General features: G+C 72.0%; 13 protein-coding genes. 10 read left to right on the forward strand and 3 right to left on the reverse strand.

Translation table 11 applies throughout. The annotated features are described in order from the left end of the window. Positions 1-79: 79 nt before the first annotated feature. Entirely contained in the window at positions 80-955 is an 876-nt protein-coding gene (dapF, locus tag QNO21_RS04150; protein WP_257519360.1) for a diaminopimelate epimerase, read from the forward strand. Positions 956-1,025: 70 nt separating this feature from the next. Here dapF and QNO21_RS04155 read toward each other — a convergent pair whose 3' ends face one another. Continuing rightward, a complete protein-coding gene (locus QNO21_RS04155) occupies positions 1,026-1,667 on the reverse strand; it encodes a class I SAM-dependent methyltransferase (protein ID WP_257517200.1) in 642 nt (213 codons plus the stop codon). An 84-nt stretch (positions 1,668-1,751) separates the two neighbouring features. Between QNO21_RS04155 and hflX the strand changes: the two genes are divergently transcribed. Continuing rightward, positions 1,752-3,305 carry a GTPase HflX gene (gene hflX / locus QNO21_RS04160; RefSeq protein WP_257519359.1) on the forward strand — a complete coding sequence of 518 codons (1,554 nt, stop codon included), beginning with the start codon at positions 1,752-1,754 and terminating at the stop codon, positions 3,303-3,305. A gap of 41 nt (positions 3,306-3,346) precedes the next feature. Here hflX and QNO21_RS04165 read toward each other — a convergent pair whose 3' ends face one another. Continuing rightward, positions 3,347-5,266, reverse strand: coding sequence for a S9 family peptidase (locus tag QNO21_RS04165; protein ID WP_257519358.1), 1,920 nt, complete (start codon positions 5,264-5,266; stop codon positions 3,347-3,349). A gap of 212 nt (positions 5,267-5,478) precedes the next feature. On the opposite strand from QNO21_RS04165, the gene QNO21_RS04170 reads away from it, so the two are divergent. Together QNO21_RS04170 and metE are read left to right on the forward strand one after the other, a co-directional pair. Then, positions 5,479-6,438 carry a methylenetetrahydrofolate reductase gene (locus QNO21_RS04170; RefSeq protein WP_257519357.1) on the forward strand — a complete coding sequence of 320 codons (960 nt, stop codon included), beginning with the start codon at positions 5,479-5,481 and terminating at the stop codon, positions 6,436-6,438. Next, positions 6,435-8,765, forward strand: coding sequence for a 5-methyltetrahydropteroyltriglutamate--homocysteine S-methyltransferase (metE, locus tag QNO21_RS04175; RefSeq protein WP_257519356.1), 2,331 nt, complete (start codon positions 6,435-6,437; stop codon positions 8,763-8,765). Before QNO21_RS04170 ends, metE begins: the two co-directional genes overlap by 4 nt. Positions 8,766-8,834: 69 nt before the next feature. Here metE and lexA read toward each other — a convergent pair whose 3' ends face one another. Beyond that, entirely contained in the window at positions 8,835-9,533 is a 699-nt protein-coding gene (gene lexA / locus QNO21_RS04180; protein ID WP_257516380.1) for a transcriptional repressor LexA, read from the reverse strand. Positions 9,534-9,784: 251 nt separating this feature from the next. On the opposite strand from lexA, the gene QNO21_RS04185 reads away from it, so the two are divergent. Genes QNO21_RS04185 through QNO21_RS04210 form a run of 6 tightly spaced genes read left to right on the forward strand, consistent with a single transcriptional unit; the run spans position 9,785 to position 14,100 of the window. After that, entirely contained in the window at positions 9,785-10,144 is a 360-nt protein-coding gene (locus tag QNO21_RS04185; protein WP_257519355.1) for a LysM peptidoglycan-binding domain-containing protein, read from the forward strand. A gap of 19 nt (positions 10,145-10,163) precedes the next feature. Further along, entirely contained in the window at positions 10,164-11,258 is a 1,095-nt protein-coding gene (locus tag QNO21_RS04190) for a histidinol-phosphate transaminase (protein ID WP_257519354.1), read from the forward strand. Then, the gene (hisB, locus tag QNO21_RS04195; RefSeq protein ID WP_257516378.1) at positions 11,255-11,866 is read left to right on the forward strand and encodes an imidazoleglycerol-phosphate dehydratase HisB; all 612 of its coding nucleotides are present in this window, start codon (positions 11,255-11,257) and stop codon (positions 11,864-11,866) included. Before QNO21_RS04190 ends, hisB begins: the two co-directional genes overlap by 4 nt. Next, positions 11,863-12,522 carry an imidazole glycerol phosphate synthase subunit HisH gene (gene hisH / locus QNO21_RS04200; protein ID WP_257517158.1) on the forward strand — a complete coding sequence of 220 codons (660 nt, stop codon included), beginning with the start codon at positions 11,863-11,865 and terminating at the stop codon, positions 12,520-12,522. The genes hisB and hisH overlap by 4 nt, the downstream gene beginning before the upstream one ends. Positions 12,523-12,575: 53 nt before the next feature. Continuing rightward, positions 12,576-13,331 carry a bifunctional 1-(5-phosphoribosyl)-5-((5-phosphoribosylamino)methylideneamino)imidazole-4-carboxamide isomerase/phosphoribosylanthranilate isomerase PriA gene (gene priA / locus QNO21_RS04205; protein ID WP_257517156.1) on the forward strand — a complete coding sequence of 252 codons (756 nt, stop codon included), beginning with the start codon at positions 12,576-12,578 and terminating at the stop codon, positions 13,329-13,331. Continuing rightward, the gene (locus QNO21_RS04210; protein WP_257519353.1) at positions 13,315-14,100 is read left to right on the forward strand and encodes an SseB family protein; all 786 of its coding nucleotides are present in this window, start codon (positions 13,315-13,317) and stop codon (positions 14,098-14,100) included. Before priA ends, QNO21_RS04210 begins: the two co-directional genes overlap by 17 nt. The last annotated feature ends 46 nt before the right edge of the window (positions 14,101-14,146 follow it).

Raw genomic sequence — 14,146 nt, forward strand, 5'->3', positions numbered from 1 at the left:
GACGTGTCGAGGCCCGGCGACGTAACGTGCCCGTGGGTGCACATGCCGGGTCTCGCGGCCCCGACCGTAGACTGGACGGATGCCGCAGACCCTCCCGTTCACCAAAGGCCACGGCACCGGCAACGACTTCGTGATCGTCGCCGACCCCGACGGCACCCTGGACCTCAGCGACGACCAGGTCGCCGTGCTCTGCGACCGCCGGTTCGGCATCGGCGGCGACGGCACCCTGCGCGTCGTGCGCTCCGCCGCGATCGAGGCGGGTCGCGAGGCCGCGGCATCCGGCGCGGAGTGGTTCATGGACTACCGCAACGCCGACGGCTCGGCCGCGGAGATGTGCGGCAACGGCATCCGGGTGTTCGCGCGGTATCTCGTGGACACCGGGCTTGCCGTCCTCGCCGATGGCGGCCACCTCGACATCGGCACGCGTGCCGGTGTGAAGCGGGTCACGCGCTCACCCGAGGGGTTCGAAGTGGACCTCGGTCTCTGGCGCACCGAGGGGGACGACGTGCTCGTGCGCGCCCGGGGGCTCGACGTCGCCCGCCCCGGCCAGGGGATCGACGTGGGCAATCCGCACGTCGTCGTCGCGCTCCCCACGCACCGCGAGCTCGAGGGCCTGGACCTCACGGTGCAGCCGATTCTCGACCCCGCGCCCCGCCACGGTGCGAACATCGAATTCGTCGTCCCGGCCGACCCGCTCGTGCGCGGCGGCGTCGGGGCGATCACCATGCGCGTCTTCGAACGCGGGGTGGGGGAGACCCTCAGCTGCGGAACCGGGGTCGCGGCGGCGGCGCTTGCAGTGCGGCACTGGGCGGGGCCGGCCGCGCCGGACGCCTGGCAGGTCGACGTTCCCGGAGGCAGGCTCGCAGTCCGCGTGCGGACGGAGGGCAACGGCGAGCACGTGCTGCTGTCGGGACCTGCGACCCTGGTCTTCACCGGCGAGGTGACGCTGGCCTGACCTGCGACGTCGCGCCCGGCGCGGGTCGCGCTCGCGCCAGGCGCGGGTGCGGGCGCCCCACGGTGGCGGCTCAGGGCAGGGTGATCTCGGCCGTCGGGGGCGAGCCGTGACGGCGCACTCGGATGACCCGGAAACCGCGGGCGGTGGCTGCCCGGTGCACGCTGTAGCCGTCGGCGAACGTGGCATCCAGCCACCGCTGCAGCGAGTCCGAGCCGAGGTTGCGCTGCACGACCAGCCAGGCGTCGCTGCGCGCGTCCAGGCGGGGGATCCAGTGTTGCAGCATGCCGTGCAGCACGCTCTTGCCGACCCTGATGGGCGGATTCGAGCGGATCGAGCGGAACGAGACATCCGAGGGAACATCGTCGGGCAGTGCGGCGTTGATGTTGGTGAGCCCCAACGCCTCCGCGTTGCGGCGAACGAGATCCAGTGCCCGCTCGTTCACGTCGACGGCCCACACCGTCGCGTGGGGAGCATCCATGGCCAGCGACAGGGAGATCGGACCCCAGCCGCAGCCGAGGTCGAGCAGGTGTCCACCGGGCGGAGGCGGTGGAGTGTTCGCCAGCAGCACCGCCGTTCCGGAATCCACATGGTCCGGGCTGAACACCCCGCCCGCCGTCGTGACCTCGACGGCGCGGCCTGCGAGGGTCACACGGATGCGGCGGAGATCATCGGGACTGGACGGGGACGCACTGAAGTAGTGATCGTTCCCCATCCTGCGAGCGTACCGGAGGCCACCCGCAGGGCGGAAAGCTAGAGTTTGAGGATGCCGCGGTCAGCGGCATCCCGAAAGGAATACATGACAGACACCACCATTCCCGACAACGCCGACTCGACCCCGGTCGACCTGGTGGATCGGGTGCTGGCCCGCGCAGAGCTGCGCTCGGGCGTGAAGGTCACGACGTTCGGCGAGCGGGGAGAGAACCACCCGCTGGGCGCAGCACAGGCGCTGCAGGACGAGTCGACCGCCTACGGTGACAGCGACGGCGACCAGTGGGATCGCGAGGAGCGGGCCGCCCTGCGCCGCGTGCCCGGGCTCTCCACCGAACTCGAGGACGTCACCGAGGTCGAGTACCGCCAGCTGCGGCTGGAGAATGTCGTGCTCGTGGGCGTCTACCCGCAGGGGTCTCAGGAGGATGCCGAGAACTCCCTGCGTGAACTCGCGGCGCTCGCCGAGACGGCCGGCGCGGTCGTGCTCGACGGCGTGCTGCAGCGGCGTCCGCACCCGGACCCGGCCACGTACGTGGGTCGGGGCAAGGCCCAGGAGCTGCGTGACATCGTCGCGTCGGTCGGCGCCGACACCGTCATCGCCGACACCGAACTCGCGCCCAGCCAGCGGCGCGCGCTCGAGGATGTCGTCAAGGTCAAGGTCATCGACCGCACGACGGTGATCCTCGACATCTTCAGCCAGCACGCGAAGAGCCGCGAGGGCAAGGCGCAGGTCGAGCTCGCCCAGCTCGAGTACCTGCTGCCGCGCCTGCGCGGCTGGGGTGACTCGATGAGCCGCCAGGCCGGTGGCCAGGTGGGCGCCGGTGGCGCGGGCATGGGCTCGCGTGGCCCCGGTGAGACGAAGATCGAGCTGGATCGTCGCCGCATTCGCACGCGCATGGCGGTGCTGCGCCGCCAGATCCGCGACTTCGGTCCCGCGCGCGACGCCAAGCGCGCCGAGCGCAAGCGCCACACGATCCCCTCGGTCGCCATTGCGGGCTACACCAACGCCGGCAAGTCCAGCCTGCTCAACCGGCTCACCAGCGCCGGTGTGCTCGTCGAGAACGCGCTGTTCGCGACCCTGGATGCCACGGTGCGCCGCTCGGAGACCACGGACGGCCGGGTGTACACCTTGACCGACACCGTGGGGTTCGTGCGCAACCTGCCGCACCAGCTCGTCGAGGCGTTCCGTTCGACGCTCGAAGAGGTCGCCGGGTCCGACGTCATCGTGCACGTCGTGGATGCCTCGCACCCCGACCCCGCGAGCCAGCTCGCGACGGTGAGGGACGTGATCGGCGACGTGGGAGCGCGGGACATCCGCGAGATCGTCGTGTTCAACAAGGCCGACCTCGTCGACGAGGACACCCGAATGGTGCTGCGGGGCCTAGAGCCCGACGCGCTCTTCGTGTCGTCGCGCACCGGTGAGGGCATCGACGAGCTGCGCGCGGCCGTGGAGGCGGCGCTGCCGCTGCCCGCCGTGGAGGTGCACGCGCTCGTACCCTACGACCGCGGTGACCTCGTGTCGGCGGCGCACGAGACCGGACACATCCTGGCCCAGTCCCACGAGGAGCAGGGCACGGCGCTGCACGCGCACGTCTCCCCGCGGCTCGCGGCCGAACTGGAGCGGTTCCGCACCGACGCGTGAGCGCGGGCGCCGGGGCCGTGTGCTCGCCGCGCCCGGCGGTGTCAGTCGCCGGCGGAGAGCTCCAGGGTGGGCACCCCGGGGGTCTCGAAGCCGAACACCTGCCCCAGGAACGACAGCTCGGACTCGAGCGCGTTGGCGATCGTCTCGCCGCGCCGGAAGCCGTGCCCCTCGCCCTCGTACAGCACGTACGCGTGCGGCACGCCGCGTGAGGCCAGGGCGTCGCGGACGGCCTCGGACTGCGACGGCGGCACCACCTCGTCGTCGGCGCCCTGCAGCAGCAGCACCGGCACCCGGAACCGCTCCGGATGGCTGAGGGGCGAGCGCTCCGCGTAGACCGCTTCCGCCTCGGGAAGGGGCCCGATGAGCCCGTCGAGGTAGCGGGCCTCGAAGTCGTGGGTGTCCTCCGCGAGCGAGCGGGCATCGCCCACGCCGTAGCGTGAGATCCCGGCCGCGAACACATCGGTGCCGACCAGCGAGGACAGCACGGTCCACCCCCCGGCCGAGCCGCCCGCGATCGCGAGGCGTGCGGCATCAGCCCGGCCCTCGGCGGCGAGCCCTGCAGCGGCGGCGGCCACGTCGGCGACATCCGCGACGCCCCACTGGCCGCGCAGACGCTCGCGGTAGGCGCGGCCGTACCCGCTCGAGCCGGCGTAGTTCACGTCGAGCACGCCGATGCCGCGGCTCGTGAGGTAGGCGATCTTGCCGGATGCTGCTCCTGCCACCTGACCGGTCGGTCCACCGTGCACGAACACGACGTACGGCGGGAGCTCTCCCTCGGGCGCCTCGGCGACGGGGCTCGTCGGCGGGTAGTCGTAGGCGTGCACGGGACCCAGCGGCCCGTCGACGGTGAACGGCCGAGGCTGCGGCATCCACTCGGCGTCCCACGCGGACTCGCCGCCGGCGATCGTGATCGCGCCCGAGGGACGGTCGACGTCGACCAGCCACAGCCCGGACGGCAGGGTCGCGCCCGACCCGGTGAGCAGCACGCGCGTCCCGGCCGCGTCCTCGACCGACACCCCCGCGGTCGGGGGCACCTCGAGCGGCCGTGCGATGCCGTCGGAGCCGATGACGACCACCTCGTCGTCGCCGTTCGTCTGGACGGCGACGATGCGCGCGTCTTCGAGCACGGCGAACCAGCGCTGGCCGAGGCCCCACAGCGGTCCGCCGGTGTCGGCGTCTGCCGGCGTCACCGGCTCGGGCGCCGTGCCCGCTGCCGGGTTCGTGCGCCACAGGTTCCACCGTCCGGTGACGTCGTCGGCGTAGACGAGCGTCGTGGCATCCTGCCACTCGGGCTGCAGGGCCGAGGCGGTGCCGGACGTGACCGACGTGGGCGTCGCAGTGCCGCCCGCCTCGCGCCTCGCCACCATCACGCGGCTGCGGTCCCATGGCATGTCGGGGTGGTTCCAGGCGACCCAGGCCAGGTGACGGCCGTCGGGGGAGAGCGCCGGCTGGGCCACGAAGTCGCTGCCACCCCCCAGCGGGACGACGCGCACGTCGCCCGCGGTCGCGATCTCGACGATGTCCCGCACCGGGCGCGGCCCGCGGGTGTGGTCCTCGCGCACGGCGAGGAGCGTCCCGTGCTGCCACCTCAGCCCGCCGAAGCGCACGTCGCCGGCGTCCGGGGTGAGCGGGGTCGGCTCGCCAGCGGCGGGCAGCGCATAGACCCGTTGGTCGGTCTTCTCGACGAAGAACAGGGTGCCGTCGGGCGAGGCCGCCCACGATCCGCCGCCGTACTCGTGCACGCGGGACCGCGCGTTCCAGGGGGCGGGGAGCACGTCCGAGACCGCACCGTCCGGATTGCGCCGACGCACGGTGGTGCGACCGCCTTCACTGGGCACGGTCTGGCCCCACCACACCCCGTCACCGACGAAGGTCGCCCCCTCGATCCGCGGTGATGCCGCGGCGACCTCCGCAGCCGAGAGGGGAGAGGGCCAGGAACCGTAGGGAAGGACGTCGACCATGCCCCCACGTTACGCGGCGACACACAACGGCACGGATCGTCACAGGACCGCAGCCGGAGGAGCGACCTGGTTACCGTTGGCCCATCGTCGCCTCGCCCCGCACGGGGGCAGGCCAGGAGCGACAGCCGAGCCCGGCACCCGCCCGCGAGAAACGCACACGATGCGTGGATGCGGCCGCATGGGCCGCGTCCCCTGACGCCTGAGGAGGCGAGATGAGCCTGCTGCCCGAGGCGAGCGCACCGGCGGTGCCGTTCTCCTTCGAGCTCTACCCGCCGCGCACACCGGCGGCAGCCGAGGTGCTGCGCGAGACGATCCGGATGTTGGCCGAGCAGCGCCCGAGCTTCCTCTCGGTCACCTACGGAGCCGGCGGGTCGACCGGCGGGGACTCCCTCGCGGTGCTGCGCCACATCCGGCAGACGACGTCGGTCGAGCCGCTGGCGCACCTCACCTGTGTCGGAAACACCTACGCCGGCGCGACCGCACTCATCCGGGAGTTCCTCGACGCCGACATCACGAGCTTCCTCGCCCTCCGCGGCGACCCGCCGGCGGGTGTCGGCGAAGATGAGGCCTTCCTCGGCGACCTCGAAAGCGCCGCGCAGCTGGTGCAGCTGATCGATCGCGTGCAGGCGGAGCGGGCCCCCTACACCGAGGCGGCGATCCCGGGTCTTCCCGGCGCCGCCCGCGTGCAGCCCCGCCAGCGCGCCCAGATCGCCGTGGCGGCGTTCCCGATGGGGCATCCCCGGTCGCGGCATGCCGGCCAGCACCTCGATGCGCTGCTGGCCAAGCAGGCCGCGGGTGCCACGCTCGCGATCACCCAGCTGTTCTTCCATCCCGACGTGTATCTGGCCTTCGTCGAGCGGGCACGGGCAGCCGGCGTCCACATCCCGATCCTCCCCGGCATCATGCCCATCACCTCGCCCGCGCGCCTCCGCCGGGTGCTGGAGCTGACGGGCGAGGAGCTGCCCGCAGAGCTGGCGATCGCCCTCGAGGTCGAGCCGACCGCCGAGGGCCAACGCGACATCGGCGTGACCGCGGCTGCCCGGCTGGCGAGCGAGGTCGTCGCAGACGGCGCGCCCGGCGTGCACCTCTATGCCTTCAACGATCACCGCGTCGTCCTGGCCGTCCTCGGCGAGGCCGGCATCCTCACCCCACACAAGGAGACCGCATCATGACCACCGCCACCTTCCCCGACGGCACGATCCTCGGCTACCCGCGCATCGGGCGGCGCCGCGAACTCAAGACCGCCGTCGAAGCGCACTGGGCCGGAACCCTCGACGAAGCGGGTCTCGAGCGCGCCGCTGCCGACCTGCGCCGTGGCGCGCGCGAGCGGCTCGTCGAACTCGGGCTCGGGCGGGAGGACTCGTCCGTGCCGGAGAGCTTCTCGTTCTACGACCAGGTGCTCGACGCCGCGGTCGCTGTCGGTGCTCTGCCCGCACGCTTCGCCGACCTGCGCGACGGTGACGGCGCCATTCCGCTGTCGGCATACTTCGTCGCCGCGCGCGGTGACGGCGACCGGGCGCCGCTCGAGATGACGAAGTGGTTCGACACGAACTACCACTACCTCGTGCCCGAGATCGGTCCTGAGACCGCGTTCGCGCTGTCGACGGACCGCTTCGCCCGCCAGGTCGCCGAGGCGAAGGCCGACGGCGTGACCGTTCGCCCGGTCGTCGTGGGGCCCGTCACCCTCCTCGCGCTGGCCAAGGCGACGGATGCCGCGCCCGAGGGCTTCGACCCGCTCAGCCGCCTCGAGGACCTGCTGCCGGTGTACCGGGATCTCCTCGCGACCCTGCGTGCCGCCGGAGCGGAGTGGGTGCAGCTCGACGAACCCGCACTCGTGAGCGAGAGCCTGCCGGCGGCGCCGGAGCGCCTGGCCGAGACGGCTGCGCGCGCCTACGCCGTGCTGGGTTCGGCAGCGGACCGTCCCGCCATCCTGGTCGCCGCCGGCTACGCGCAGCTCTCACCTTCGGCGTGGGCGGGTCTGGCCGCCGCTCCCATCGAGGCCATCGCAGTCGACCTGCACCGCGGCTCCCTGCCGCCCGTCGTCGACGGGCTGGGGGGCAAGATCCTCGTGGGCGGCGTCATCGACGGCCGGAACGTCTGGCGCGGCGATCTGGATGCCGCGTGGGAGCGTCTCGCTGCGCTGCGCAGCCTCGGTGCCGCAGGAGTGGCCGCCGCCACTTCCACCTCGCTCCAGCACGTGCCGCACGACGTCTCGGACGAGCCCGATCTCGATCCCCGCCTGGCGTCGTGGCTGGCCTTCGCCGATCAGAAGGTCGGTCAAGTGGTGACGCTCGCGCGCGGCCTCTCGCGGGGCAGGGCGGCGATCGAGGACGAGCTCCACGCCGCTTCACACGCGCTGGACGACCGGCGTGCGGCGCCGGGGGTGCGCGACGGCTCCGTCCGCGCCCGCGCCGCCGGGCTCGCGCCCGGCGACTACCGTCGTGCGGCGGCCGGCGACCGCGAAGAGGCACAGCGCGCGGCGCTGGGACTGCCCGTGCTTCCGACCACGACCATCGGCTCGTTCCCGCAGACGCCCGAGATCCGCCGCGCCCGCGCCGCGCACGCTGCGGGGCGTCTGGATGGCGAACGGTACCGAGAGTTCCTCCGCGAGGAGAACCGGCAGGTGATCGCACTGCAGGAGCAGCTCGAGCTCGACGTGCTCGTGCACGGCGAGGCGGAGCGCAACGACATGGTGCAGTACTTCGCCGAGAACCTCGACGGGTTCGCCGTGACGCGCAACGGGTGGGTGCAGTCGTACGGCTCACGCGCGACCCGGCCGTCGATCCTCTGGGGCGACGTCGCGCGTCCGGCCCCGATCACCGTCGCCTGGTCGGCCTACGCGCAGAGTCTCACGGCGAAGCACGTCAAGGGCATGCTCACGGGCCCGGTGACGATCCTCGCGTGGTCGTTCGTGCGCGACGACCAGCCGCTCGCCGAGACCGCCGACCAGGTCGCGCTCGCGCTGCGCGACGAGATCGCCGACCTCGAGGCCGCGGGCCTGCGCATCGTGCAGGTCGACGAGCCCGCGCTGCGGGAGCTGCTGCCGCTGAAGGCGGCCGACCAGCCGGCGTACCTCGACTGGTCCGTCGCGTCGTTCCGGCTGGCCACCGCCGGCGCCGCTCCGACCACCCAGGTGCATACGCACCTCTGCTACTCGGAGTTCGCGGTCGTCATCGAGGCGATCGCGGCGCTCGATGCCGATGTCACCTCGATCGAGGCCGCACGCAGCCGCGGCGAGGTCATCGCCGACATCCGCCGCTCCGGCTTCGCCCGCGGCGTCGGGCCTGGCGTGTACGACATCCACTCTCCGCGCGTGCCGTCGACGGACGAGATCGCGGCGCTGCTGCGACGAGCGGTCGACGAGCTGCCCGTGGGACAGGTGTGGGTCAATCCGGATTGCGGGCTCAAGACGCGCGGCTACGAGGAGACGGTGCAGTCGCTGCGGAATCTGGTCGCGGCAACGCGCAGTGTGCGCGATCAGGTGGCCGCGCGCGTGTGACGCGAGCGGCGGGGGGACGCAGGAGGGGATGCCGCAGTCGTCGCGGCATCCCCTCCCTGTCGTTCTGCGTCAGATCGCCCGCAGGACCGCCACGATCTTGCCCAGCACGACGGCTTCGTCGCCCAGGATCGGTTCGAAGGCGCTATTGCGCGGCAGCAGCCACGTGTGACCGTCGCGCTGACGGAATGTCTTCACGGTCGCCTCGCCGTCGAGCATCGCCGCGACGATGTCGCCGTTCTCAGCGGTCGCCTGGGAGCGGACGACCACCCAGTCGCCGTCGCAGATGGCGGCGTCGATCATCGACTCGCCGCTCACCTTGAGCATGAACAGGTCGCCCTTGCCGACCAGCTGACGCGGCAGCGGGAAGATCTCCTCGACCTGCTGGTCGGCGGTGATGGGGACCCCCGCGGCGATGCGTCCGACCAGCGGCACGAGGGCGGCGTCGCCCACCGACGGTGCCGCGTCGGCCGGGTTCTCGCCGGCGGAGCCGGGCAGGTCGATCAGCACCTCCATGGCGCGGGTCTTGCCGGCGTCGCGGCGCAGGTACCCGCTGAGCTCGAGCTGGTTGAGCTGGTGGGTGACGCTCGAGAGCGACTTCAGCCCGACCGCGTCGCCGATCTCCCGCATGCTCGGCGGGTAGCCGTGGCGCGCGATCGATCGCTGGATCACCTCGAGGATCGCGAGCTGCTTCTCGCTCAGGCTCTTGCGTCGGCGCGTGTGCGGCTTGTCCTGAGCCCGCTCGCGGCCGGCCGGTGTCGCGTCGGTCATCGCCCTCTCCCGTCTCGCCGCATGGGGCAGCGTCTTCGAATGTCGGAGGTCCGTGGTGGGGTGCTCCTATCGAAACCGTATCCGGTGACGGATGCCGAAAGGTCGAGGTGCGCGCGTGTCGCGTGCGATCGATCTCCGAGCGAGTTTCGTGCTTGACAGCCTATAACTTCGAAGATAACTTCGGAAGAGAACTTCGCATCCGGCTCTCCCGGCCGAGAGTCGGATGCGAAGATCGCGACACAGGAGGACTCATGACCACCATCCAGCTCGCCGGACCCACGCCGTCCGCCACGCGGCTGCGGATCACCTCTCGCGGTCGACGCGTGCTCGTCGGCACCGCCGCGCTGCCCGCCGTCGCCGCCGTCACGGTCGCCGTGCTCAGCGGAGGGGGAGCGCTGGCGACGGTCTCCGACTCGGCACCCGCCGGCAGCTTCGAGACCGTGACGGTCGCGACCGGCGAGTCCCTCTGGGGCATCGCCGAAGAGGTGGCACCGAAGGCCGATCCGCGCGACGTCATCGACGCCATCGTGCGCCTCAACGCGCTCGAGACCTCGGCCGTCGCCGCCGGGCAGCGCCTGTCGATCCCGCTGGAGTACTCCGCCGACCGCTGATCGCGCCATGCGCTCTAGCATGGGAGGGGTGATCGTGAGTCTTGACGACCTGCCCCTCCGCGCGGATCTGCGCGGCCAAACCCCGTACGGCGCACCCCAGGCGGCTCTGCCCGTCGCCCTGAACGTCAATGAGAACACCCATCCCGTCCCTGACGAGGTGGCCGGAGACATCCTCGACTCGGTGGCCCGGGCGCTCCGCGAGATCAACCGCTATCCCGACCGCGAGTTCACGGCGCTGCGCGAGGGTTTCGCCGAGTACCTCGGACACGGCCTCGGCCCTGAACAGATCTGGGCGGCCAACGGATCGAACGAGGTCCTGCAGCACGTGCTGCAGGCGTTCGCAGGCCCGGGACGCACCGCCTTCTCTTTCGCCCCGACGTACTCGATGTACCCGCTGCTCACCCGAGGGACGGGGGCCTCGTGGATCGCCGGCCACCGGGCGCACGACTTCACCCTGAGCCCGTCCGACGCGGCGTCCCAGGTCGCCGACGCATCGCCGGACGTCATCTTCCTCTGCGCGCCGAACAACCCGACGGGCACGCCGCTGCCGCTCGACGTCGTCGAGGCGGTCTACGAGGCCAGCCACGGGATCGTCGTCGTCGACGAGGCGTACGCGGAGTTCGCGCCCCACGATCAGCAGTCGGCGATCACGTTGCTGCCGGGCAGGGAGCGCCTCGTCGTCTCACGCACCATGAGCAAGGCCTTCGCCTTCGCCGGCGCCCGGGTGGGCTACCTGGCCGCCGATCCGGCGCTGATCGACGCCCTGCGGCTCGTGCGTCTGCCGTACCACCTGAGCGCGCTCACGCAGGCGGCGGCGACGGCGGCCCTTCGACACGCGCCCGTCATGCTCGGCATGGTCGACGAGATCGTCGCGCAGCGCGACCGCATCTCTGCCACCCTGCAGGCGCTCGGGTACGAGCCCCACGAATCGTGGACCAACTTCGTGCTCTTCGGGGGCGTGGATGATCCCGCCGCGACCTGGCAGGCGCTGTACGACCGGGGGGTGCTCATCCGCGATGTCGGCATCCCGGGGCACCTGCGGGTGACGGCGGGCACCGAGGCCGAGACCACCGCGTTCCTCGACGCGCTGGCCTCGATAGACTCGACGCCATGACCCGTCCCGAGGCGCGTACCGCGTCTGTGCGCCGCGCGACCAGCGAGTCCACCGTCGAGCTCGAACTCGATCTCGACGGCACCGGCCGCAGCCACATCGACACGAGCGTGCCGTTCTTCGACCACCTGCTGACCGCCTTCGCGAAGCACTCGCTGACCGATCTCACCGTGCGTGCATCCGGCGACACCGACATCGACGCCCACCACACCGTCGAGGACGTTGCAATCGTGCTCGGTCAGGCGATCCGCGAGGCACTCGGCGACAAGAGCGGCATCTCGCGGTACGGCGACGCCCTGGTGCCGCTGGACGAGGCGCTCGCGCAGGCGGTCGTCGACATCAGCGGACGCCCCTACCTGGTGCACACCGGTGAGCCCGCCGGGTACGAGTTCCACCTCATCGGCGGCCACTTCACCGGCTCGCTGGTGCGCCACACGTTCGAGGCGATCGCCTTCCACGCCGGTATGACCGTGCACGTCACCGTGCTGGGTGGTCGTGACCCCCACCACATCGCCGAGGCGGAGTACAAGGCGTTCGCGCGCGCGTTCCGCCAGGCCAAGGCCCTCGACCCGCTCGTGCAGGGCGTGCCCAGCACGAAGGGCGCGCTGTGAGCGACGCCCCCGACCGGCCGCTCGTCGCGGTGCTCGACTACGGGTCGGGCAACGTGCACTCCGCGGTGAAGGCACTTATCGCCGCCGGTGCCGACGCCCGTCTGACGGCCGACCGCGGCCTGATCCGCGATGCCGACGGGCTGGTCGTTCCAGGCGTCGGAGCGTTCCGCGCGGTCATGGACGCCCTGCGCGCCAGCCGCGCCGACGAGCTCATCGACCGTCGCCTGGCGGGAGGGCTTCCGGTCCTCGGCATCTGCGTCGGCATGCAGGTGCTGTTCGAGCACGGCGTCGAGCGCGGCGAGGACACCGAGGGGCTGGGGGAGTGGCCCGGTGCCGTCACCGAGCTCGACGCCCCCGTGCTGCCGCACATGGGTTGGAACACCGTCGAACCCGGCGAAGGCTCGGTGCTCTTCCGCGGCATCGAACAGGAGCGCTTCTACTTCGTGCACTCCTATGCCGCCCAGTCCTGGACGCTCGACGTCATCCCGCCGTTCCCGGCGCCCGCCGTCACCTGGAGCCGGCACGGCGCCCCTTTCCTCGCCGCCGTCGAGAACGGACCGCTGTCGGCGACCCAATTCCACCCCGAGAAGTCGGGCGAAGCCGGCATCCGCCTGCTGTCCAATTGGATCGGCGCGCTGCGCCGCACTACTGTCTGACCACCCGTGCTGTCGCGGCTTTCGCCGCGCCCCCGAGCCCGCACCCTGGAGCCATGAACGATTTCGCGTCCACCCCTGAGCTGATCCTCCTCCCTGCCGTCGATGTGGCATCCGGCAAGGCCGTGCGTCTGACGCAGGGCGAGGCGGGATCCGAGACGACCTACGGCGACCCCGTCGACGCTGCGATGGCCTGGGCCCGCCAGGGTGCGCAGTGGATTCACCTCGTCGACCTCGACGCCGCGTTCGGCCGGGGAAACAACACCGCGGTCCTGCGCAAGGTGATCAAGCAGGTCCGCAATGTCAAGGGCGTGCAGGTCGAGCTGTCCGGTGGCATCCGCGACGACCGGTCGCTGGAGGCGGCGCTCGAGAGCGGGGCCTCCCGCATCAACCTCGGCACGGCGGCGCTCGAGAACCCCGAGTGGGCGGCCGACGTCATCTCGCGCTACGGCGACGCGATCGCGGTGGGGCTCGACGTGCGCGGCACAACGCTCGCGGCGCGCGGCTGGACGCGTGAGGGCGGCGACCTCTGGGAGGTGCTCGACCGCCTCGAGCAGGCCGGCTGCACGCGGTACGTGCTGACCGACGTCACCAAGGACGGCACCCTGAAGGGTCCGAACCTCGAACTCCTCCGCGAAGTGGCCACGCGCACCCCGAAGCCGGTCGTGGCATCCGGCGGCATCTCGAGCCTCGATGACATCGCTGCGCTGCGTGAGCTCGTGCCGCTCGGCATCGAGGGTGCCATCGTGGGCAAGGCGCTCTATGCCGGGGCCTTCACGCTCGCTGAGGCGCTGGATGTCGCCGGCGCCTGACGACCACTGCGGCAACTCCGGCGATTCAGCCGGCGTGCCGTGGGAGGGGCGCGCCTTCCAGGCCAACCCCCACGCCGGTGACGACGGCTCGGCCGATCCGGCGCTGCTGGCGGCGCTGACGGCGTTCCGCGCGGGAGAGGGCGATCAGGCCGCGGTCGTCGACGCCTACCGCAGCGCACGCCTGCTGATCCCGCTCGTCGCCGAGAAGGGCGACGAGGGGGTGGGGCCGACGGGCCTCACGGTCGACAAGACGCAGGAGCTGTCGATCGTGACGGTCGCAGCGCCCGACGGGCGTCGCGTGCTGCCGGTGTTCACCTCGGTCACGGCGATGCAGCGGTGGGATGCCACGGCGCGGCCCGTTCCCGCCGACGGTGTGCGCACGGCGCTGGCCGCGGCGAACGACGACACCGACCTCATCGTCATCGACCCGACGTCGGAGACGGAGTTCGTGCTGCGCCGCCCTGCCGTCTGGGCCATCGGCCAGGGGCGTCCGTGGGAGCCGAGTTTCGCGTCGCCCGAGGTGTACCGCGGCCTGCAGGAGAGCATCGGCGGGGAGCTGGCGGTGCTCGACCTGTCGGTGGCTCCGGGGGATCCCGATGCGCGCCTGCGGGGACCGGAGCTCGTCGTGCGGCTGCAGCTGATCGCGGGCCTCGAGCAGTCAGAGCTCGATGCCGTGCTGCAGCGCCTCGCCGCGCGCTGGGCCGCCGATGACAGGGTCGCGGTGCTGGTGGACTCGCTGACCGTGAAGCTCCTCCGCGCCGCCGAGTGAGTATTCACGCCGCCGAGTGAGTATTCACCGCTGCGAGTGAGTATTC

This window comes from Microbacterium sp. zg-Y818 (assembly GCF_030246905.1).
Lineage (GTDB): Bacteria > Actinomycetota > Actinomycetes > Actinomycetales > Microbacteriaceae > Microbacterium.

Excerpts from the sequence above, each read along its gene's own strand:
- QNO21_RS04155 (WP_257517200.1), bottom strand. The coding sequence starts at position 1,667 with ATGGGGAACGATCACTACTTCAGTGCGTCCCCGTCCAGTCCCGATGAT.
- hisB (WP_257516378.1), top strand. The coding sequence starts at position 11,255 with ATGACCCGTCCCGAGGCGCGTACCGCGTCTGTGCGCCGCGCGACCAGC.
- QNO21_RS04165 (WP_257519358.1), bottom strand. The coding sequence starts at position 5,266 with ATGGTCGACGTCCTTCCCTACGGTTCCTGGCCCTCTCCCCTCTCGGCT.
- QNO21_RS04190 (WP_257519354.1), top strand. The coding sequence starts at position 10,164 with ATGGGAGGGGTGATCGTGAGTCTTGACGACCTGCCCCTCCGCGCGGAT.
- QNO21_RS04170 (WP_257519357.1), top strand. The coding sequence starts at position 5,479 with ATGAGCCTGCTGCCCGAGGCGAGCGCACCGGCGGTGCCGTTCTCCTTC.
- lexA (WP_257516380.1), bottom strand. The coding sequence starts at position 9,533 with ATGACCGACGCGACACCGGCCGGCCGCGAGCGGGCTCAGGACAAGCCG.
- metE (WP_257519356.1), top strand. The coding sequence starts at position 6,435 with ATGACCACCGCCACCTTCCCCGACGGCACGATCCTCGGCTACCCGCGC.
- priA (WP_257517156.1), top strand. The coding sequence starts at position 12,576 with ATGAACGATTTCGCGTCCACCCCTGAGCTGATCCTCCTCCCTGCCGTC.
- hflX (WP_257519359.1), top strand. The coding sequence starts at position 1,752 with ATGACAGACACCACCATTCCCGACAACGCCGACTCGACCCCGGTCGAC.
- QNO21_RS04185 (WP_257519355.1), top strand. The coding sequence starts at position 9,785 with ATGACCACCATCCAGCTCGCCGGACCCACGCCGTCCGCCACGCGGCTG.
- QNO21_RS04210 (WP_257519353.1), top strand. The coding sequence starts at position 13,315 with ATGTCGCCGGCGCCTGACGACCACTGCGGCAACTCCGGCGATTCAGCC.
- dapF (WP_257519360.1), top strand. The coding sequence starts at position 80 with ATGCCGCAGACCCTCCCGTTCACCAAAGGCCACGGCACCGGCAACGAC.